Origin of the sequence: Streptomyces sp. NPDC056160 (assembly GCF_042268205.1) — a bacterium.
Classification (GTDB): Bacteria; Actinomycetota; Actinomycetes; order Streptomycetales; family Streptomycetaceae; genus Streptomyces.
Map to the genome: position 1 here is coordinate 40,532 of NZ_JBHJUW010000044.1, position 19,662 is coordinate 60,193.

Genomic DNA, 19,662 nt, shown 5'->3' on the forward strand with positions numbered 1-19,662 from the left:
TACAACACGTGCCGCCGGACCGGCGCAGCGCCCGCTCGGCGGTCCGGCGGACCCAGGGAGACCGGGGAGCGCACGGCATGACGGAGACCACGACCGGAACCGGACTGCCGAAAGGATTCCGCAGCGCGGAGCTGGGCTGGCCCGAGCTGCACCGGCTGCCGCACCCGCCGCGCCGGGTCCCCTTCCTCGGCGATGTGCTGGGCGTCGACCGGCGCTCCCCCGTGCAGGACTCGATGCGCTACGCACGAGCGCTCGGCCCGATCTTCCGCCGCAAGGTGTTCGGCAAGGAGTTCGTCTTCGTCTGGGGCGCGCGCCTGGCCGCCGACCTCGCCGACGAGACGCGCTTCGCCAAGCACGTGGGTCTGGGCGTGGCCAATCTGCGCCCGGTGGCCGGGGACGGGCTCTTCACCGCGTACAACCACGAGCCCAACTGGCAGCTGGCCCACGACGTCCTGGCCCCCGGCTTCAGCCGCGAGGCGATGGCGGGCTACCACCGGATGATGCTGGAGGTGGCCGGGCGGCTGACCGACCACTGGGACCGCGCCGAGGCCGCGGGCCGCACCGTGGACGTGCCCGGCGACATGACCAAGCTGACCCTGGAGACGATAGCCAGGACCGGCTTCGGCCACGACTTCGGTTCCTTCGAACGCTCCCGCCCGCACCCGTTCGTCACCGCGATGGTCGGCACGCTCTCCTACGCGCAGCGGCTCAACTCCGTCCCGGCGCCGCTCGCCCCCTACCTGCTGCGCGACGCGGCCCGGCGCAACACGGCCGACATCACCTACCTCAACCGCACCGTCGACGACCTCGTGCGCGCCCGCCGCTCGGGCGGTGCCGCCGCCGGCGGGGACCTGCTGGACCGGATGCTGGAGACGGCCCACCCCGAGACCGGCGAGCGGCTGTCGGATGAGAACGTACGCCGCCAGGTGATCACGTTCCTGGTCGCCGGGCACGAGACCACCTCCGGCGCGCTGTCCTTCGCGCTGCACTACCTTGCCCGGCACCCCGAGATCGCCGCCCGCGCCCGGGCGGAGGTGGACCGGGTGTGGGGCCGGGCGGCGGCGCCCGGCTACGAGCAGGTCGCCAAGCTGCGCTACGTGCGCCGGGTGCTCGACGAGTCGCTGCGGCTGTGGCCGACCGCGCCCGCCTTCGCCCGTGAGGCGCTGCGGGACACGGTGCTGGCCGGCGAGCACCCCATGCGGCAGGGCGCGTGGGCGCTGGTGCTGACTCCGATGCTGCACCGCGACCCCGAGGTGTGGGGCGCGGACGCCGGGCGGTTCGATCCGGACCGGTTCGACGCGCGGGCCGTGCGGAGCCGTCCGCCGCACGTCTTCAAGCCGTTCGGCACCGGGGCGCGCGCGTGCATCGGCCGCCAGTTCGCCCTGCACGAGGCCACCCTGGTCCTCGGGCTGCTGCTGCGCCGCTACGAGCTGCGGGCGCAGCCCGGCTACCGGCTGAAGGTGACCGAACGGCTCACTCTCATGCCGGAGGGTCTGCGGCTGGGCCTGGAGCGCCGGACGGCACCCGCACCGGCCGCCGCCGACGCCGTACCGGAGACGGAGACGGAGGCGGACGGCGGCGGGTCAGGCGCGCGCTGTCCAGTGCACCGGGCGGGCGACTGACCCCGGCAGCCGGGTGCCCGCGCTCCCCCGGGCCGCCTCGAGCTGCGGCTGGGTGAGGAAGAACGCCCCCCTCAGGTCGGCGTCCGTGAGGTCGGCGTCGCGCAGGTCCGCCCCGATCAGGTCGGCGCCGCGCAGGTCCGCCCCGGTGAGGTCGGCGGCGATCAGGTAGGCGCCGCGCAGGCTCGCCCCGCGCAGGTCGGCGCCCTTGAGCCGGGCGCCCATCAGGTCCGCGCCCCGCCGGTCCTTCTTCCGGCCCGGCACGGCGGCCCGGGCCAGCTCGCTGGTGCGCAGCAGCAGCACGTTGACCTCCTGCCGGTGGGCGCCGACGTCCAGCGCGGCCAGGTCGTCGGGCGGCAGCAGCGTGAGCTGTTCGGTGCGTTCCAGAAGCCGGCGCAGATCGGCGTGGACGGGCCGGGCGGCGGGCAGGGTGAGCGCCTCGGTCAGGTACCACAGCAGTTCGTGCAGCTGCCGTACGACCGGGAAGACGTCGAACATCTGCCGGGCCTCGCCGGCGGGTCGGGTGCGCCAGTCCCGGCCGCCGAAGGTGACCTGGGAGACCTTCTGTCCGGCGCCGAAGCAGTCGTAGACCGTGCAGCCGGTGTAGCCCTCGTCCCGCAGCCGCGCGTGGATGCCGCAGCGGTGGTCGTCCCGGAGGTTCGGGCAGGGCTTTCCCGCGGGCTTGTCACGCGCGAAGTCCCGGGACGCGGCGAACGGCAGGGCGACGCAGCACAGCCCGAAGCAGCTCGCGCAGTCGCCGCGCAGTCCGGGCCGCTCGCTCGCGTCGCGCCGCTCGGCTGTCTGGTCTGGCATGCCCCCACCCTACCGACCCGCCCTGCGGGCCGCGGACCGCCCGGTCATCCGAGGAACGCGGCGGTGGCCGCCGTGAAACGGGCCGGGTCGTCGAGCCACGGGAAGTGCCCCGCGCCGGGCTGGACGGCGAGTTCGGCGTGCGGGAACAGTCCGGCGTACCGGGCCGTCGCGGGCGGCGGGGAGTTCAGGTCGACCTCGCCGGCCAGCACCAGCACGGGGGCGGGCAGCGCGCCGAGCGCGGCCCGGACGGCCGCCGGGTCGTACGCGCCCTCGGACCCGTACACCGCGGCGGCCTCGCCGTTCTTCTCCTCGGCGTCCGCTGCGTCCAGCGCCCGTGCGGCGTCGTCCCAGCGGCCGTGCAGGAAGGGGGCGATCGCCTCCCAGCGCACGTCGGCGACGCGGCCCGCCACGATGTCCTTCAGGGCGGCGTACGCCTGCGGGTACCAGGACTCCTGCGCGCGCAGGCGTGCGGTCGCGAGCCGGACGTCCGCCGTGACGGTGATGCCGACCGCGACGACGCTCGGCGTGATCAGCGCGAGCCGTCCCACCCGCTCGGGACACCGGCTCGCGTAGAGCGCCGCCAGGTTGGCACCCGCGCAGTGGGCGAGCAGGTCCACGCGTTCGAGGCCGAGGTGTTCGCGCAGCGCCTCGATGTCGTCGACGAGCCGGTCGCACCGGTACGTCGAGGGGTCCGCGGGCGGCTGCGAGGCGCCGGTGCCGCGCAGGTCGAGGCGGACCAGCGTGCGGTGGGCGTCCAGCCCGCCGAGGTCACCGAGGTAGGCCGAGGCGCGCATCGGCCCGCCGGGCAGGCAGACCAGGGGTGGACCGGTACCACTGACGTGACAGGCGAGGCGGGTTCCGTCGTGGGCCGGGAAGGCGGGCATGTGATGACCATCGCAGCGCCCGCCCGGCCAGGCAATCGGTTTGCGGGTTCGGCCCTCCATGAGGCTCGCGGTTCAGCCCGACATGGCGGCGGGCAGGCCGAGGTGGCCCAGCCTTTCGGGGTCGGACAGGATGTAGAGGTGGGTGATCCGGCCGTCGGCGACGGTGACGCCCATGACCGAATGCGGGCCCTGCTCGGGAGTGTTGGCCAGTCCGAGCGCGCCGTTGACCAGGACCAGGCGCGCGGTCGGCGCGTAGCGGGAGAAGGTGAGCGCCTGCGCCGCGACGGTGCCGGCCCCGTGGAGCACCTTGGACCCGGCGGCGCCGCGTACCAGGGCTCCGGCGTCGACCCGCAGCACCACGTCGGGGTGCAGGACCGCGACCAGGGCGTCGAAGTCGCCGCCGCGCGAGGCGGCCATGAACGCCTCCAGCACCTCCCGCTGCCGTCCGAGGTCGGTCTCCGCGGGCAAAGTGGCGCCCTGGACCCGGCGGCGGGCCCGGCTCGCCAGTTGCCTCGTCGCGGCCGGGGTGCGCTCCACGACCGGGGCGATGTCGTCGAACGGGACGGCGAACATGTCGTGCAGCACGAACGCGAGCCGTTCGTCCGGCTCCAGGGTCTCCAGCACGACGAGCAGGGCGAGCCCCACCGAGTCGCCCCGCAGCGCCTCCTGTTCGGGGTCGGCCGGCGTCAGGGGCCGTACGACGGGGTCGGGGACGAAGGTCTCGTCCATGGGCTCCTCGCGGCGCGCGGTACGGCTGCGCAGCAGGTCGAGGCAGACGCGGCCGGTCACGGTGGTCAGCCAGCCGGCGAGGTTCCCGATGGCGGCGGTGTCGGTGCGGGTGAGTTTGAACCAGGTCTCCTGGACGGCGTCCTCGGCCTCGGTCAGCGAGCCGAGCATGCGGTAGGCGACCGCCCGCAGTTGCCCGCGGTGCGCCTCGAACCGCCGCGCCAGGGCTTCCTCGTCGGCCGTGCCGGTCATGCCGTCCACCGTGTCCCGTCCCCGTCCCCGTCCCCGCCCGCGTGACACCCCGTCACGTACTTGCCGGTCATCCTAGGCTCGACACCCCGTCAGCGGCCGAACAATTCGAAGGTGACCGCGGGTTCGCCACCGAACCGTGCGGCCGCCGCCCCGGCGTTCGCGGTGAGGAAGGCGCGCGCGTACTGTTCCGGGTCCTCGTCGGTCAGCGCCTCGATGTAGGCGCGGTGTTGCAGCAGTGAGCGCACGGCCCGCTCAAGGCCCGGGGCCGCCGGTACGGCGTGGGTCGGGGTGCTGGAACCGGCGACGGCGACCCAGCGGACGCCGTCCCAGGGTTCGAGGCCCTGTCCGGTGAGTTCCGGGAAGATCCAGCGGTTGCCGGCGTCGCCCGCCGCGTCCAGGGTGGCTCGGCCGACGGCCACGTGGTCGGGGGTGTTCCAGGCGACGCCGCCCCAGGTGTCGCGGTGGTTGAGGGTGATGACCAGCTCGGGGCGGTGGCGGCGGATCGCGGCGGCGATGTCGCGGCGCAGGGCGGGACCGTACTCGACGACGCCGTCCCGGTGGCCGAGGAACTCCACCGTCGTGACGCCCACGACGGCGGCGCTCGCCCGCTGCTCGCGCTCCCTGAGCCGGCCGCACCTGTCCGGTTCCAGTGTTCCGATGCCGGCCTCGCCCCGGGTCGCGAGGACGTAGGCGACCTCCCGGCCGCCGTCGGTCCAGGCGGCGATCGCCGCGGCGCACCCGTACTCGAGGTCGTCCGGGTGCGCCACCACGGCGAGGCCGCGCTGCCAGTCGCCGGGCATGGGCTCCAGGGGGCTGCTCGTCGGCTCGGTCATGCGGGCAGGGTAACCGCGCCCGGCCCCGGATCGCCTCACACCCCGTCACCTGCCCCGTCGTCCGGCGGGCGGCCGCGCCCCGGCTGTCAGGCGTCGTCGCGGGCGAGGGCGAGCAGCCGGTCCAGGACGCGCGGCCCGCCCGCGCGCACGCCGTCGTGCTCGAACTCGTCGGTGACCCAGGTGCGCAGGCCGCGGATCGAGCGGGCGGTGGCCAGGGCGTGGGCGGTGTCGACGTACATGTCGTCGTGGTAGACGGCCGCGGCGACCGGGACGTCGTTGGCGGCGAGCCGGGCCGGGTCGTACAGGGGCTGCCAGTCGGTGCGCGCGGCGAGCAGGTCGGCGCACTCGCGCAGCGGGCGCAGCGCGGGGTCGCAGTCGAAGGTCCAGGGGTGTACGGACTCGCCGGTGAACAGCAGCGGTCCGTCGCCGGCGAGCGTCTTGGCCGCGTCGAAGCGGGGGAACTCGGCGCGCACCCGTTCGGCCGACCAGGCGGTGGGGCGGGCGTCCTGGGCGTAGATGGCCTCGTGGACGAGGGCGTACAGCGGGTGGGCCGCGTACGACAGCGCGCCGCGGACCTCCTCCTGGAAGGCGTCGGAGAGCGCGGGGCCCTGCGGCGTGGGGACGAACGCGTGCTCCAGGAGGAAGTGGAGGCGGTGGCTGCCGTCCGCGCCGCCGAGCAGGATGCCCAGGGACTGGAAGGCCTCCGCGGTCAGCCGGTAGCCGCCGGGCAGGACCACGTCGTGGGTGAGGAGGTGCTCGGCGATCTCGCGGGCGCGGGCGACGTCCTCGGGGTAGCGGTCGTAGTGGGCGGCGACCTTGCGCTCGATGCGCGGGTAGGCGGCGCGGTAGACGTCGTCGGCGTGGGCGTCCAGGGCGGGCAGGCCGCCGGTGATCAGGGCGGTGGACAGGCCCTCGGGGTGGGTGGAGAGGTAGTGGACGGCGCAGAAGCCGCCGAAGCTCTGGCCGAGCACCGTCCAGGGGGCGCCGCCGGTGACCTCGGGACGGATCGCCTCGCAGTCGCGGACGATCGAGTCGGCGCGGAAGCGGGTGAGGTAGTCGGCCTGGGCGGCCGGGCCGCCGCGCAGCGGGAGCGTCTGGCGGTTGGCGGGGGTGGAGTGGCCGGTGCCGCGCTGGTCGAGGAGGAGCACCTGGTACTCCTGCAGGGCCCGGCCGAGCCAGGCCTGCTTGCCGATGAACCGGTTCGCTCCGAAGCCGGGGCCGCCCTGGAGGTAGAGCAGCCACGGCAGGTCCTGGCCGGCCTTGTCGCGGGCGACCACCGCGCGCGCGTAGAGCTCGATCGTCTCCCCCGCCGGGTCGTCGTGGTCGAGCGGCACGGTGAAGGAGCGGTCGGTGAGGACGACGCCGGGCTGGCGGTAGCTGACGGTCAACGGTTCTCCCGGGACGGAGGTGCACGGCCGCGTCCCAGTTGAGCACATGCGCGGGCGCGCTCGGGCCACCGGGATCGGGCAAGGTGCTGAACGGCCGGTCAGCACGCGGGGCCGGACGTGAGTGCGCCGCCGGGTGCCCGCGCGGCGGTCGGTCTCGGACGCCGGGGGCGCGGCGTTCCCGGCGCCCGGCCGTCGGGCAGGCGCGGCACGTGGCCGGCCGTGCCGCCGGTGTCCTGCGCCTCGTCGCCGGCGGCGAACGCGTCGCCCTGCTTCTCGGTCGAACGCCGGCGCCCGCGGGCCGCCGGGGGTGGCCGGTCCGCCGAGGCCGCCGCACACGGCAGCGTTCCGGTGCGGGCACGTCCTGGTGCCTGCCCCGGCGCAGGGACTCGCCGGCGACCGCGCCGGGACGCGGCGCACGCGCGGATCAGCGAAGGCGCCGTACCGTCGGCCCGCCGACCACCGCCGTGCCGGGGTCCGTTCGGGGGCGGGGCCACCGCCACGCCGGGCTCGGGCCCGGGTCTCCCGCGTTCCTGGCCGCCTGACTAGGCTTCACCCGTCCGATGACCGACGACAAGGAGCCACGATGCGTGTCGCCCTGTTCCTGACCTGCGTCAATGACACGCTCTATCCGGACACCGGCCGCGCCGTGGTGAAACTGCTGACCAGGCTGGGTGTCGAGGTGGACTTCCCGACGGGCCAGACCTGCTGCGGGCAGGCGCACTACAACACCGGGTACCGGCATGAGGCGGAGCCCCTGGCCCGGAAGTTCTCCGATGTCTTCCGGGGCTACGAGGCGATCGTCACGCCGTCGGGGTCGTGCGGGGCGATGGTGCGGGAGCTGTACCCGCGCATGGGCGAGCGGGCGCGGGCCGAGGGGCGGGGCGACACCCTGGCCCGGACGGTGGCGCCCGTGGTGCCGAAGACGTACGAACTGACCGAGTTCCTGGTGGACGTGCTGGGTGTGACGGACGTGGGGGCGTACTACCCGCACTCGGTCACCTACCACCCCACCTGCCACGGGCTGCGCTCCCTGGGCCTCGGGGACCGCCCCCGGCGGCTGCTGGGGGCGGTGAGGGGACTGGAACTGGTGGAACTGCCCGGCGCCGAGGAGTGCTGCGGTTTCGGCGGCACCTTCGCGGTGAAGAACTCCGACGTCTCGGCGGCGATGGGCGCCGACAAGGTACGCAACGCCGAGTCGACCGGCGCCGAGGTGCTGTGCGCGGCCGACAACTCCTGCCTCATGCACATCGGCGGGACGATGACCCGGCTGCGCACCCGGATGCGGCCGGTGCACATCGCGGAGATCCTGGCGAGCACGGAAGAGGAGCCCCTGGGATGAGCGGTACGTTCGTCGGGATGCCGGCGTTCCCCACGGCCGCGCGCGAGGCCGTGCGCGACGCGACGTTGCGCGGCAACCTGCGCCACGCCACGCACACCATCCGCGCCAAGCGGGCCAAGGCGGTGGCCGAGGTGTCCGACTGGGCCGAACTGCGTGAGGCGGGGCGGCGGATCAAGGACCACACGCTGCGCCACCTGGACCGCTACCTGCTCCAGGTGGAGGAGGCGGTCACGGCGGCCGGCGGCACCGTCCACTGGGCCGTCGACGCCGCCGAGGCCAACCGCATCGTCGCCGGCCTGGTCAAGGCGACCGGGGAGTCGGAGGTCGTGAAGGTCAAGTCGATGGCCACGCAGGAGATCGGGCTCAACGAGGCGCTGGAGGCGGAGGGCATCCGCGCCTACGAGACCGACCTCGCCGAACTGATCGTGCAGTTGGGCAAGGACCGGCCCTCCCACATCCTGGTGCCCGCGATCCACCGCAACCGCGGCGAGATCCGCGACATCTTCCGCTCCGAGATGACGCAGTGGGGGCGCCCGGCCCCCGAGGGCCTGACCGACTCGCCCGCCGAACTCGCCGAGGCGGCCCGGCTCCACCTGCGGGAGAAGTTCCTGCACGCCAAGGTCGGCATCTCCGGCGCCAACTTCGTGGTGGCGCAGACCGGCACGCTGGTGGTCGTGGAGTCCGAGGGCAACGGGCGGATGTGCCTGACCCTGCCCGAGACGCTGATCTCGGTCGTCGGCATCGAGAAGATCGTGCCGACCTGGCGGGACCTGGAGGTCTTCCTGCAGACCCTGCCCCGCTCCTCCACCGCCGAGCGGATGAACCCGTACACGTCGACCTGGACCGGCACGGCCGACGGGGACGGGCCGAGCACCTTCCACCTCGTCCTGCTCGACAACGGGCGCACCGACACCCTCGCCGACGAGGTGGGCCGGCAGGCCCTGCGCTGCATCCGCTGCTCGGCGTGCCTGAACGTGTGCCCGGTCTACGAGCGGGCCGGCGGGCACGCCTACGGCTCGGTCTACCCGGGGCCCATCGGCGCCATCCTCAGCCCCCAGCTGCGCGGCACCGGCAGCGCGATCGACGCCTCGCTGCCGTACGCGTCCTCGCTGTGCGGCGCCTGCTACGAGGTGTGCCCGGTCGCCATCGACATCCCCGAGGTCCTGGTGCACCTGCGTGAACGGGTCGTCCAGGGCGGCGAGGCGACGCGCGAGGGCAACAAGGTGCTGCTGAAGCCCGCGAAGGGACACGGAGCGGAGCGGGCCGCGATGCGCGCGGCCCGCCTCGCCTTCACCCGCCCCCGGCTGCTGCGTGGCGGGCAGCGGCTGGCCTCGCGCACCCGCCGCTTCCATCCGCGCACGCTGCCCGGACCGGGCCGGGCGTGGACGGGCACGCGGGACCTGCCCGCCCTGCCGGCGGAGCCGTTCCGGGACTGGTGGCAGCGTACGCACGGCGGCGAGGAGGGCACGAAGTGAGCAGCAGGGAACGGATCCTGGGCCGGGTGCGGCGCGCGCTGGCCGACGTGCCGGCCGACGACCCGCCCTACGAGGACGCGGTCCCCCGGGACTACCTGCGCCGCCACGGTGACCTGGACGTGCCCGGCACGGTCGAGCTGCTGGCCGGGAACCTGGCGGACTACCGAGCGCTCGTGCACCGCACCGACGCGGCCGGGCTGCCCGCGCTGATCGCCCGGCTGCTCGACGGACGGGGCTCGCAGACCGTCCTGGTCCCGCCGGGCCTGGACGCGGGATGGCTCGCGGAGAGCAGGGTGAGGCGGGTCGCGGACCGGCCGGAGGATTCGCCGTACGAGCTGGACCGCGTCGACAGCGTGGTCACCGGCTGCGCGGTCGCCGTCGCCGAGACCGGCACGATCGTGCTGGACGGCTCCGGCGACCAGGGCCGCCGCCGGATCACGCTCGTCCCCGACCACCACGTCTGCGTCGTGCGCGTCCCGGACCAGGTGGTCGCCTCGGTGCCCGAGGCCTTCGGCCGCCTCGATCCGCGACGCCCGCTGACCTGGATCTCCGGGCCCTCCGCGACCAGCGACATCGAGCTGGACCGGGTGGAGGGGGTGCACGGGCCGCGCACCCTGGAGGTGGTGCTGGTGAGCGGGGAGTGAGGGGCGCGGCTAGCGTGAGGACATGATCCGGTTCGAGCAGGTCACCAAGCGGTACCCGGACGGGACCACAGCCGTGGACGGCCTCGACTTCGAGGTGGCCGAGGGGGAACTCGTCACGCTCGTGGGGCCGTCCGGATGTGGCAAGACCACCACGATGATGATGGTCAACCGGCTGATCGAACCGACCTCGGGCCGCATCCTCGTGGACGGCGAGGACGTCGCCGGGGTGGACCCGGTACGGTTGCGCCGCCGGATCGGCTACGTCATCCAGCAGGTCGGTCTCTTCCCGCACCGCACGGTCCTCGACAACACCGCGACCGTGCCCGCGCTGCTCGGCTGGAAGCGGGCGCGCGCGAGGGCGCGCGCCGCGGAACTGCTGGAGCTGGTGGGCCTGGACCCGACGACGTACGGGCCGCGCTACCCCGAGCAGCTCTCGGGCGGGCAGCGGCAGCGGGTCGGGGTGGCGCGGGCGCTGGCCGCGGATCCGCCGGTGCTGCTGATGGACGAGCCGTTCGGGGCGGTGGACCCGGTGGTGCGCGAGCAGTTGCAGGACGAGTTCCTGCGCATGCAGGCCGCCGTGCGCAAGACGGTGCTGCTGGTCACGCACGACATCGAGGAGGCCGTCCGGCTCGGCGACCGCATCGCCGTGTACGGGCAGGGGCGCATCGAGCAGTTCGACACGCCCGGGGCGGTCCTGGGCACCCCCGCGACCGGGTACGTCGCCTCGTTCGTGGGCGCCGACCGCGGCCTGAAGCGGCTGTCGGTGACGGCCGTCGAACAAGGCGACCTGGAGCAGCCGCCCGTCGCCCGGCTCGACGAGGCGGCCGAGCACGCGGCCGGGCGGCTGCGGGCCGAGGGCGCCCGCTGGGCGGTCGTCCTCGACACCTCCGGCGACCTGCACGGCTGGGTGGGGCTCGACGCCCTGGCGGCGGGCGGCTCGGTCGGTGACCTCGCGCACCGGATGAACGCGCGGGTGCCGGTGGGCGCCCCGCTGAAGCAGGCCTTCGGGGTGATGCTCCAGCACGACGCGGGCTGGGTCGCCGTGCTGGACGGCGCGCGTTTCCTCGGTGTGCTGACCCCGGCCAAACTGCACGAGGCGCTGCGCCGCTCGGTGGACGCGGACGCGCTCGGGGTGGCGCGGCAGCAGGTCGGCTTCGACTCGGTGGCGGACGCCTGAGCGCGGCGCCGGGCCCTCTTCGGCGGCGCCGCACCTCACTTCAGCAGGCCCTTGTCCTTCAGGTAGGCGCGGGCCACGTCCGCGGGCAGGCGGCGCCGGCTGTCGACCCGCTGGTTCAGCTCGGCGAGGTCGGCGGTGGTCAGGACGGCGTTGAGCCGGCCGAGCACGCCGGTCACGGCCCCGCCCCCGGCGCGGGCGCGGTTGACGACGGGGACGACGTGGTCGGCGTTCTGCAGGTGCTTGTCGTCGGCGAGGAGGACGAGGCCGAAGGCGTCCAGGGTGGCGTCCGTGGTCGTGGTGAGCACCATCTGGTCCCGGCCGCTGCGCACGGCCTGCTTCGCGGGCGTGGTGCCGACGCCCTTGGGGTCGACGCCCGTGATGTCGATGCCGTACGTCTTCTCCAGACCCGGTGCGCAGTACGGGCGCCGCACGCACTCGTCGCCGGCCGCGAGCCGTACCCTCAGGCCCGAGGCGCCGAGGTCGCTGAGGGTCTTCAGGCCGTGCGCGCGGGCGTAGGCGCGGCTCACCGCGAAGGCGTTCTGGTCGACGGCCCGGCCGGGGGCGAGGACGGTCAGGCCGCGGGGTGCGGCCAGGGCGCGCAGGGCCTTCATGGTGGCGGCGAGGTCGGGCGAGCCGGCCGGGGGCGCGTCGGCGCCGTGGGTCCTGGCGTTCAGCCAGTCGGCGAAGGTGGCCGCGTACTCGGGGACGACGTCGATCTGGCCGGACTCCAGGGCGGGTTCGTACAGTTCCCGGTTGGCGACGGTGATCAGGGACGTCCGGTACCCGGCCTGGTCCAGCAGCAGCGCGTACATCTGCGCGAGCAGGTCGCTCTCGGTGAAGCCGGCGGATCCGACGGTCAGGTGCCTGCTGTCGCCGGGCGGTGCGGTGACCTGGCCGCGGTTCTCCAGGGACGGCCCGGTGGCGCAGGCCGCGAGCAGGAACAGCGGGAGCAGCAGGGGCAGCAGGTAGGGCAGCGGGCGTGCGGCGGGCGTACTCACCGGGGGCCGCCCCGGCCGCGCCCGGGGGCCAGCCGCTCGGCGGTCTCGAAGACGGCCTCGACGACCAGTGCGAACGCGGCGACGAGGGCGGCGCCCGCCACCACCTGGGGTGTGCTGGCCAGGTTGAAGCCCGCCGTGATGATCCGGCCGAGCCCTCCGCCGCCGGCCAGCGCGGCGATGGTGGCGGTGGCGACGAGCTGGACGGCGGCGATCCGCACCCCGGTCAGGACCATGGGGAGCGCCAGGGGCAGTTCGACGCGGCGCAGCATCTGCCCTCCGGACATCCCCATGCCGCGCGCGGCCCGCACGACGTCGCGGTCTACCTCCCGCATGCCGAGGTAGGCGTTGGTGAGCAGCGGCGGCACGGCGAACAGGACGAGGGCGACGACCGCGGGCCCCTCGCCCCACCGCCCGACCGGGGTGAGGAGCAGCAGGACGAGGACGGCGAAGGTGGGCACGGCACGGCCGGCGTTGGAGATGTTGACGGCGAGGGCGCCGCCCCTGCCGAGGTGGCCGAGGACGAGCGCCACGGGCAGGGCGACCAGGCAGCTGACGGCCAGGCAGACGACGGTGAGCAGGAGGTGCTGGAGCAGGCGGTGGGTGATGCCGTTCTCGCCTCCCCAGTGCGCGGGATCGGCGAGCCAGCCCCAGGCGCCGGTGAGCGTGGTCATGCGCGCACCGCCGGGCGGATCACGTGCGGGCCGCCCGTGTCCAGGGGGTGATCAGCCGCTGCACGCCCAGCAGGAGCAGGTCGGCGGCGACCGCGATCACCACGCACAGCGCGGAGGCGGTGAGGACCTGGGCCTTGAAGTAGGTGTTCATCCCGGCGTAGATGAGGTTGCCGAGCCCGCCGAAGCCGACGATCGCGCCCACCGTGACCAGGGAGACCGCCGAGACGGTGGCGATGCGCAGCCCGGCCGTCGCGGCGGGCAGGGCGAGCGGCAGTTCGACGGCCAGAAGCAGCCGGACGGGGCCGTAGCCCATGCCGCGGGCCGCCTGCCGGGTCTCCTCGGGGACGGCACGCAGGCCCGCGAGGATGTTGCGGACCAGCAGGGTCAGCGAGTACAGCACGAGGCCCGCGACGACGAGGGTCGCCGACAGGCCGTACACGGGCAGGAGCAGGGAGAACATGGCCAGTGAGGGGATGGTGTAGAGGACGGTCGTCACGGCCAGGACCGGGGCCGCGGCCCAGCGCAGGCGGCGGGCGAGCACGGCCAGCGGGACGGCGACGACGAGTGCGATGAGCACGGCCAGAGCGGTCAGGCGCAGGTGCTGGAGCACGGCGTCGAGCAGGACGTGGCGGCGGGTGCTCAGATAGGCACCGCAGATCCACTCGTTGCGCGCGAGGCAGTCGTCCGGGGGCGGGGTCACCTGTCCATTGCAGCGGGTGGCCCACGGGGTCGGCTCGTTGTGGTGGCCCGTCCGGGGTGTCGCCGGGTACACCCCGCGATACGGGTGCTGCGCCCCGTGCCGCGGGCGTGTGCGCTGCGTAGTTTCCTTCCCGGGGCACAGGGAGTGCCGGACCGAGGGGTGATGACGATGGGGCGCGCGGGCATGCGGCGTACGCACGTGAGGGGGCCGGCCTCCCAGGCGCTGCGGCTGGTCAAGGTGACCAGGACGTACGGCAGCGACAACGGCGCCGTGCGGGCGCTGGACGGGGTCTCGCTCAGCCTGGAGAGCGGGTCGTTCACCGCCGTGATGGGGCCTTCGGGGTCGGGCAAGTCGACGCTGCTGCGGTGCGCGGCCGGTCTGGACCGGCCGGACGGCGGGATCGTGATCGTGGACGGGGAGGAGCTGAGCGGCGGTGACGAGGCGGCGCTGACGCGGCTGCGGCGGGAGCGGATCGGGTTCGTCTTCCAGCAGTACAACCTGCTGGAGACGCTGACGGTCGCGCAGAACACCGTGCTGCCGCTCCGGCTCGCCGGCCGGCGCGTCGACCGGCGGCGGGTCCGCGAGGTGCTGGCGGCGGTCGGTCTCGCGGACCGGCTCGGACACCGCCCCGCCCAGTTGTCGGGCGGTCAGTGCCAGCGGGTGGCGATCGCGCGGGCGCTGGTCACCGAGCCGCGGGTGATCTTCGCGGACGAGCCGACCGGTGCGCTGGACACGCGCAGCGCGCGGGACGTGCTGGGGCTGCTGCGGGAGGCGGTGCAGGTGCACGGGCGGACCGTGGTGATGGTGACGCACGATCCGGTGGCCGCCTCCTACGCCGACTCGGTGGTGTTCCTGGCGGACGGCCGGGTGGCCGGGCAGTTGCACGCGCCGACGGCCGACGCGGTCGCCGAAAGCCTCGCCCACCTGGGCGACGCCGAGCGGGCGGGGGTGTGAGCGATGCTCGTCCTGGCTCTGCGGTCGGTGCGGCACCGTCCCGGCCGGTTCGTCGCGACGCTGCTGTCCGCGTTCCTCGGCACGGCGATCGTCATGGCGTTCGGATCGCTGCGCGACACGGCCGGCCGGCCCGGCGTCGACGAGGTCAGTTCCGCGACGCTGACGACGTCGGCGGAGGTGGTGGGCGGCTACGGCTCCCTGCTGGTGTTCTTCGCGATCGCGTCCGCGCTGACGGTGAGCGTGCGGCAGCGGTCGCGGGAGCTGGAATTGCTGCGGTGCTCGGGGGCGACCCCGGCGCAGCTCAGGCGGATGGTGGTGGGCGAGTCGGTGGCCGTGGCCCTGCTCGGCGCCCTGCTCGCCGTCGCTCCCGCCGTGCTGGGCGGCCGGGCGCTGCTCGGCGCGTTCCAGGACAGCGGCCAGGTGGCCCGTTCGGTCGGCTACCGCTTCGGGCCGGTCGCCCTGGCCTGTGGCGTCGGCGTCACGTCCCTCGCGGCGGCCGGCGCGGCCTTCCTCGCGCTGCGGCGGGTGACGCGGCGGCGCGGGCGGCCGGGCAGGGGACGTACGTTCCTGGCCCGCGCGGCGCTCGCGGCCGGTGCCGTCTCGGTGCTGTCGACGTACGCGTTCTCCGCGACCGACGCGGCGCTGATGGCGGCGCCCGCCTTCGGGGCGATCCTGCTGTCGGCGGGGGGCGCGCTGTCGGTGCCCCGGCTGCTGGCGGCGCTGCTGGAGTGGTGTCCTGCGGGCGGGGCGTGCGGCTGGCTGGCCGTGCGCACCCTGCGGCGGCGGATCGACGAACTGGCGGGGACGCTGATGTCGTTGACCCTGTTCACCGGCATCGCCACGGCGACGCTGTCGATGCAGGCCGTGGAGAGCGCCGCGGTGCGGTCCTCAGGGCTCGTGGAGTCCGTCGACGCGAAGAACCTGCAGACGCTGAACCTCACGGTCGTCGGCATCGTGGTGGTCTTCGTGTGCGTGATGCTCGTCAACTCCCTGTACGCGGCGACCACGTACCGCCGTCGCGAGTTCGGGCAGCAGCGGCTGGCGGGGGCGACGCCGGGGCAGGTGCTGGGGGCGGTCGCCGTCGAGGGCGCGATCGTCACCGTGGCGGGTGTGCTGTGCGGCACGGTGGCCGCGCTGGCCGGGATCGTGCCGTTCACCATGGTCCGCGGCGGCGCGGTCCTGCCCCACGAGGCCCTCGGTGTCTGGCAGGCGGTGGCCGCCCTCGCGGCGGCGGTGGTGCTCGGCACCAGCTTGCTGACGGCACGTCAGGTGCTGCGCACACCCGCGGTGGACGCGGTGGCGGCCCCGGCGTGACGCGGGGGCCGCCGGGTGAGGCGATGTCAGGTCTCGGGCGGGGCCGCCGGGTCGAGGGGGTCGTCCACGATGCCGCGGTCCCTGCGCGCGGTGTCGTAGGCGTCCACCGCCGTCTCGCCCGCCGCCTCCGTCAGGGCGTGCAGGGCGGGGACCAGCGCGGCGCGCTCCTGCGCGGGCAGCCGCTGCACCAGACGGCGGATCTCGGCGCGGCGCTGGGAGAGGACCCGCGTGACCAGTTCGTGGCCGACGGGGGTGAGGCTCAGGACGACCTCGCGCCGGTTGTCCGGGTTGGTCCTGCGGTCGACCAGGTCGAGCGCTTCGAGGCGTTCGACCATGCGCAGCGCGGTGGACGGGTTGACGCCGAGGGTGGCGGCCAGCACGACCAGCTTGACCGGCCCGCAGGTGTCCAGGACCACCAGGGCCCGCAGTTGGGGCAGGGTCAGCGAGTCGGCGGTGGACGCCAGGGCGCGGGCGGAGATCGCCACGAACAGCCGGGACGCGGCCATCACGGCCACGCTCAGCTCCTCGGCCTCGCGGTCGAGCGCGGCCTGCCCGAAGCGGCCACCGGAGCGGGCCCGGCCCGGGTCGGTGTCGCGCTGTGCCATGGTGTCCCCCTGTTCCGCCGCTCCGCCCGGACGGGCGGAAACGATCAGGCGCCGAGCATCATCCCAGAGGACGACGGCACTCGACAGGGATTGTCCGAAAGCCCACTTCCCTCACGCACCACCGTCCTCTCACCGGGCCGCTCCGGCGGCCGGGGCGCCGTGCCCGCCGCCGAGCTGGTCCCTCAGTTCGCGCAGCAGGTCGGCGGGGAGCCGTCCCGACGTCGCCCATTCCACGACGAGTTCGGCGACGTGCTGTTCCTTGATGCGGGTGTGCGCGGCCATCGCGCGCAGCACGGCCCGGGCCCGGTCGCGGGTCACCCCGCCCACGATGGCCACGATGTCGGTCGCCTCCTCCAGGAGGCGGTGCGGGCGGTCGGTCACGCTCATGGCCCTCTCCTCACGCGGCGGGCACGCGGACGCGCCTGCCCAGGGCGGCCCTGGCGGTCACGGCGACCCCGACGCCGGCGCCGACGGCGAGGGCGGAGGCGACGGCGGCGGGATGGCGGGCCAGGGCTGCCTCGACGGAGCGGCTGTGGGCCGAGTCGTCGAAGGCGCCGTGGGCGCCGCGGTCGCCGCCGCCCGGCCGGTCGAGCGGTTCGAAGAGGTTGCTCTCGCCGGTCGGAGGCACCTGGTCGGTCTGCTGGGAGTCGAAGCCGGTGCGGGCCAGGTAGCGGTCGAGGAGGGCGGGGACGAACCGGTTGGCCCAGACGGTGGCCACGGTGCTGGCGCCGATGTAGTACTGCTTGCGGCCGGGGTGGTCGGCGGCGTGCACGACACCGCGGGCGGCGACCTCCGGCTGGTAGATCGGCGGCACGGGCTGGGGGTGCTTGGGCAGCCGGGAGCGGACCCAGGAGAACTGCGGGGTGTTGACGGCCGGCATCTGGGCGACGGTCACCCGCACCTTGCTGCCGCGGTGCAGGAGTTCGGTGCGCAGCGAGGAGGTGAAGCCGTTGATGGCGTGCTTGGCTCCGCAGTACGCCGACTGCAGCGGGATGGCCCGCTCCCCGAGTGCCGAGCCGACCTGCACCACGGTGCCGCGGTCGCGGGCCAGCATGCGGGTGACGGCGGCGCGGGTGCCGTTCACGAAGCCCAGGTAGGTCACCTGGGTCACCCGCTCGTACTCCTCGGCGGTGATCTCGTCGAAGGGGGCGAAGACGCTGCTGAACGCGCAGTTGATCCATACGTCGATGGGTCCGAAGGCCTCTTCGGCGGCGTCGGCCGCGGCCTCGACCTGCCGGGCGTCCGCCATGTCGGTGACCTGGACGAGGGGCCGGCCGCCGAGCTCCTCGACCTCCTGGGCGGCGGCGTCCAGGCCGGCCCGGCCGCGGGCGAGCAGGACGACGTCGGCGCCGCGCTTGCCGTACAGGCGTGCGGTGGCGCGGCCGATGCCGGCGCTGGCGCCGGTGATGACGACGGTCTGGGGCATGGGTCGGCTCCTTACCCGGCGGTGTGCGCCGGTGATCGGGGGTCCTGGGCGAGGCGGGCGGCGGCCTCCAGGAGCAGGGCGTGGACGAAGGCCTGGGGGAGGTTGCCGCGCAGCTGGCGCTGGGCGATGTCGAACTCCTCCGCGTACAGCCCGGAGGATCCGCAGGCGCCGCGGTTGCGTTCGAACCAGCGGTAGGCGTCGATCTCGTTGCCCTGCTGGTGCTCGGCGAGCGCCATGACGAACCCGCACAGCAGGAACGCGCCCTCGGCCTCCTCCAGGGGCCGGTCGTCGTGCCGGAAGCGGTAGATGAAGTGGTCCTGGGCGAGTTGGTCGCGGCAGGCGGCGAGGGTGGCGCGGGTGCGCGGGTCGTCGGCGGGCAGGGCACCGCGCAGGGGCGGCAGCAGCAGCGCCGCGTCGGCCTTGGGGTCGTCGGGGGTGCGCTGCCAGTGGCCGTCGGGGTGCACACTGGTGGCCGCGGTGTGGGCGAGCAGGGTGTCGGCGAGCCGGTCGCAGGTGTCGGTGAGCGGGCTGCGCGGTGCGGCCGCGGCCAGGGCGCGCAGTCCGGCGACGCAGGTGAGCCGGCTGTGGGTCCACTGCTCGGGGTCCAGTTCCCAGATGCCGGCGTCCGGTTCCCGCCAGCGTTCGGCGACCGCCCGGACGGCGAGGTCCGCGGCCCGCCGTCCGTCGGCGTCGAGGCGGCCGGCGCGTTCGGCCGCGGCGAACAGCAGCAGCGCCTCGCCGAAGCAGTCCAGCTGGAACTGCTTCTCCACGTGGTTGCCGATCCGGCTGGAGCCGCCCGGGTAGCCGGGCAGGTCCAGCTCGTGCTGGTCGGGGACCGGCCGGCCGTGCACGGTGTAGGCGGGGGCGAGGCGGGGGCCGTCGTCCAGCAGCCGCTCGCGGACGAAGCGGACGGCGGCGTCCAGGAGTTCGGGGGCGCCCGCCGCGGCGGCGGCCTGTCCCGTCAGGCTCTGGTCACGGATCCAGACGTACCGGTAGTCGTAGTTGCGGCCCGCCTCGGCGCGTTCGGGCAGGCTGGTGGTGGCCGCGGCGACCATGCCGCCGCCGTGGGTGGTCAGCCCGCGCAGCACGGCGTAGGCGCGGCGGGCGTCGCCGGGGGCGATGGTCCGGTCCAGGGCGGGCACGCTGTCGTGCCAGGCCTGTTCGGTGGCGGCCCAGGCCGGGTCGGCGCGGGGCGGGGTGCGCGGCAGCGGGGCGTCGGAGCACTCCAGGACCAGGTCGTGCTGCTCGCCCGGTTCCAGCACCAGGTCCGCGGTGAGGCCTTCGGCGCGGACGGTCGCCGTGGGGGCGCCCTGCCAGCGCAGCCGGTGCCGGCCGGTGCGGATGTGCCAGACGCCGCTGTCGTCGCGGTGCGGGGTGGCGGCGGGGGCGCGGCCGTAGTCGGCGTGCGGGTCGAGGACGACGCGCACGTGCGCGGTGCCGTCCACGGCCATCAGCCGGCGCAGCAGGACGAGGCGGTCCCTCTCGCCGGGGAAGGCGAGGGCCTCGCGGCACTCCACGACGCCGTCGGTGGTGATCCAGCGGCTGCGCCGGATCAGGGTGCCCTCCTCGTAGTAGCCGCCGGGGACGTAGCGTCCGCGCGGGGTGACGGCGTAGACGCCCCGCCCGCCGATGAGGGAGGCGAAGACTGCGTCGTCGTGCCAGGTCGGCGCGCACAGCCAGTTGACCGCCCCGTCCTGGCCGATGAGGGCGCCGCGCTCCCCGTCGGCCAGCAGCGCGTAGTCGTGCAGCGCGTGCGGGGGGAAGGGTGTGATGCTCATGTGCGTGGGGCCTCACCGTGCGTCTCGTGGACCTGCGCGGCGGGGGCGGGCACCGCGGTGCCCGCC

At 74.9% G+C, this 19,662-nt stretch carries 19 protein-coding genes; 7 read left to right on the forward strand and 12 right to left on the reverse strand.

The genetic code is table 11. The annotated features are described in order from the left end of the window. Positions 1 to 77 precede the first annotated feature (77 nt). Positions 78 to 1,622 (forward strand): cytochrome P450, encoded by a 1,545-nt coding sequence (locus ACFC02_RS18425; protein WP_376357818.1) that lies wholly within the window; start codon positions 78 to 80, stop codon positions 1,620 to 1,622. On the opposite strand, the gene ACFC02_RS18430 is transcribed toward ACFC02_RS18425, so the two are convergent. The 5 genes from ACFC02_RS18430 to ACFC02_RS18450 form a co-directional block, all read right to left on the reverse strand. Next, the gene (locus tag ACFC02_RS18430) at positions 1,584 to 2,432 is read right to left on the reverse strand and encodes a pentapeptide repeat-containing protein (RefSeq protein ID WP_376357821.1); all 849 of its coding nucleotides are present in this window, start codon (positions 2,430 to 2,432) and stop codon (positions 1,584 to 1,586) included. The two genes, ACFC02_RS18425 and ACFC02_RS18430, sit on opposite strands and share 39 nt — an antisense overlap. Positions 2,433 to 2,476: 44 nt before the next feature. Continuing rightward, the gene (locus tag ACFC02_RS18435) at positions 2,477 to 3,316 is read right to left on the reverse strand and encodes an alpha/beta fold hydrolase (protein ID WP_376357824.1); all 840 of its coding nucleotides are present in this window, start codon (positions 3,314 to 3,316) and stop codon (positions 2,477 to 2,479) included. Between the two features lie 72 nt (positions 3,317 to 3,388). Further along, on the reverse strand, positions 3,389 to 4,294 hold the full coding sequence (locus ACFC02_RS18440) for a sigma-70 family RNA polymerase sigma factor (RefSeq protein ID WP_376357826.1): 906 nt from the start codon (positions 4,292 to 4,294) through the stop codon (positions 3,389 to 3,391). Positions 4,295 to 4,383: 89 nt separating this feature from the next. Further along, complete coding sequence (locus tag ACFC02_RS18445) at positions 4,384 to 5,127, reverse strand: PIG-L deacetylase family protein (RefSeq protein WP_376357829.1); 744 nt, start codon at positions 5,125 to 5,127, stop codon at positions 4,384 to 4,386. A gap of 86 nt (positions 5,128 to 5,213) precedes the next feature. Then, positions 5,214 to 6,515 (reverse strand): alpha/beta fold hydrolase, encoded by a 1,302-nt coding sequence (locus tag ACFC02_RS18450; protein ID WP_376357832.1) that lies wholly within the window; start codon positions 6,513 to 6,515, stop codon positions 5,214 to 5,216. A gap of 583 nt (positions 6,516 to 7,098) precedes the next feature. On the opposite strand from ACFC02_RS18450, the gene ACFC02_RS18455 reads away from it, so the two are divergent. Genes ACFC02_RS18455 through ACFC02_RS18470 form a run of 4 tightly spaced genes read left to right on the forward strand, consistent with a single transcriptional unit; the run spans position 7,099 to position 11,150 of the window. Beyond that, complete coding sequence (locus ACFC02_RS18455) at positions 7,099 to 7,854, forward strand: (Fe-S)-binding protein (RefSeq protein WP_376357835.1); 756 nt, start codon at positions 7,099 to 7,101, stop codon at positions 7,852 to 7,854. After that, a complete protein-coding gene (locus tag ACFC02_RS18460; RefSeq protein ID WP_376357838.1) occupies positions 7,851 to 9,329 on the forward strand; it encodes a lactate utilization protein B in 1,479 nt (492 codons plus the stop codon). The genes ACFC02_RS18455 and ACFC02_RS18460 overlap by 4 nt, the downstream gene beginning before the upstream one ends. Beyond that, complete coding sequence (locus ACFC02_RS18465) at positions 9,326 to 9,973, forward strand: lactate utilization protein C (protein ID WP_376357841.1); 648 nt, start codon at positions 9,326 to 9,328, stop codon at positions 9,971 to 9,973. Before ACFC02_RS18460 ends, ACFC02_RS18465 begins: the two co-directional genes overlap by 4 nt. Positions 9,974 to 9,995: 22 nt before the next feature. Continuing rightward, on the forward strand, positions 9,996 to 11,150 hold the full coding sequence (locus tag ACFC02_RS18470; protein WP_376357844.1) for a betaine/proline/choline family ABC transporter ATP-binding protein: 1,155 nt from the start codon (positions 9,996 to 9,998) through the stop codon (positions 11,148 to 11,150). Between the two features lie 35 nt (positions 11,151 to 11,185). On the opposite strand, the gene ACFC02_RS18475 is transcribed toward ACFC02_RS18470, so the two are convergent. The 3 genes from ACFC02_RS18475 to ACFC02_RS18485 are packed head-to-tail and all read right to left on the reverse strand — an operon-like array spanning position 11,186 to position 13,519. After that, positions 11,186 to 12,148 carry an ABC transporter substrate-binding protein gene (locus tag ACFC02_RS18475; protein ID WP_376357847.1) on the reverse strand — a complete coding sequence of 321 codons (963 nt, stop codon included), beginning with the start codon at positions 12,146 to 12,148 and terminating at the stop codon, positions 11,186 to 11,188. Then, positions 12,145 to 12,819, reverse strand: coding sequence for an ABC transporter permease (locus ACFC02_RS18480; protein ID WP_376357850.1), 675 nt, complete (start codon positions 12,817 to 12,819; stop codon positions 12,145 to 12,147). The genes ACFC02_RS18475 and ACFC02_RS18480 overlap by 4 nt, the downstream gene beginning before the upstream one ends. Positions 12,820 to 12,838: 19 nt before the next feature. Continuing rightward, the gene (locus tag ACFC02_RS18485) at positions 12,839 to 13,519 is read right to left on the reverse strand and encodes an ABC transporter permease (RefSeq protein ID WP_376357853.1); all 681 of its coding nucleotides are present in this window, start codon (positions 13,517 to 13,519) and stop codon (positions 12,839 to 12,841) included. Positions 13,520 to 13,687: 168 nt separating this feature from the next. Between ACFC02_RS18485 and ACFC02_RS18490 the strand changes: the two genes are divergently transcribed. Further along, positions 13,688 to 14,473 carry an ABC transporter ATP-binding protein gene (locus ACFC02_RS18490; protein WP_376357872.1) on the forward strand — a complete coding sequence of 262 codons (786 nt, stop codon included), beginning with the start codon at positions 13,688 to 13,690 and terminating at the stop codon, positions 14,471 to 14,473. A gap of 3 nt (positions 14,474 to 14,476) precedes the next feature. Next, a complete protein-coding gene (locus ACFC02_RS18495) occupies positions 14,477 to 15,787 on the forward strand; it encodes an FtsX-like permease family protein (protein WP_376357855.1) in 1,311 nt (436 codons plus the stop codon). A gap of 26 nt (positions 15,788 to 15,813) precedes the next feature. On the opposite strand, the gene ACFC02_RS18500 is transcribed toward ACFC02_RS18495, so the two are convergent. The 4 genes from ACFC02_RS18500 to ACFC02_RS18515 all read right to left on the reverse strand — a co-directional run bounded on the left by ACFC02_RS18500 (position 15,814) and on the right by ACFC02_RS18515 (position 19,596). Beyond that, entirely contained in the window at positions 15,814 to 16,392 is a 579-nt protein-coding gene (locus ACFC02_RS18500) for a MarR family winged helix-turn-helix transcriptional regulator (RefSeq protein ID WP_376357857.1), read from the reverse strand. A 129-nt stretch (positions 16,393 to 16,521) separates the two neighbouring features. Next, the gene (locus ACFC02_RS18505) at positions 16,522 to 16,779 is read right to left on the reverse strand and encodes a hypothetical protein (RefSeq protein ID WP_376357858.1); all 258 of its coding nucleotides are present in this window, start codon (positions 16,777 to 16,779) and stop codon (positions 16,522 to 16,524) included. A 10-nt stretch (positions 16,780 to 16,789) separates the two neighbouring features. Next, positions 16,790 to 17,818 carry an SDR family oxidoreductase gene (locus ACFC02_RS18510; protein ID WP_376357860.1) on the reverse strand — a complete coding sequence of 343 codons (1,029 nt, stop codon included), beginning with the start codon at positions 17,816 to 17,818 and terminating at the stop codon, positions 16,790 to 16,792. Between the two features lie 11 nt (positions 17,819 to 17,829). Continuing rightward, the gene (locus ACFC02_RS18515) at positions 17,830 to 19,596 is read right to left on the reverse strand and encodes a glycoside hydrolase family 15 protein (protein WP_376357863.1); all 1,767 of its coding nucleotides are present in this window, start codon (positions 19,594 to 19,596) and stop codon (positions 17,830 to 17,832) included. Between the last annotated feature and the right edge of the window lie 66 nt (positions 19,597 to 19,662).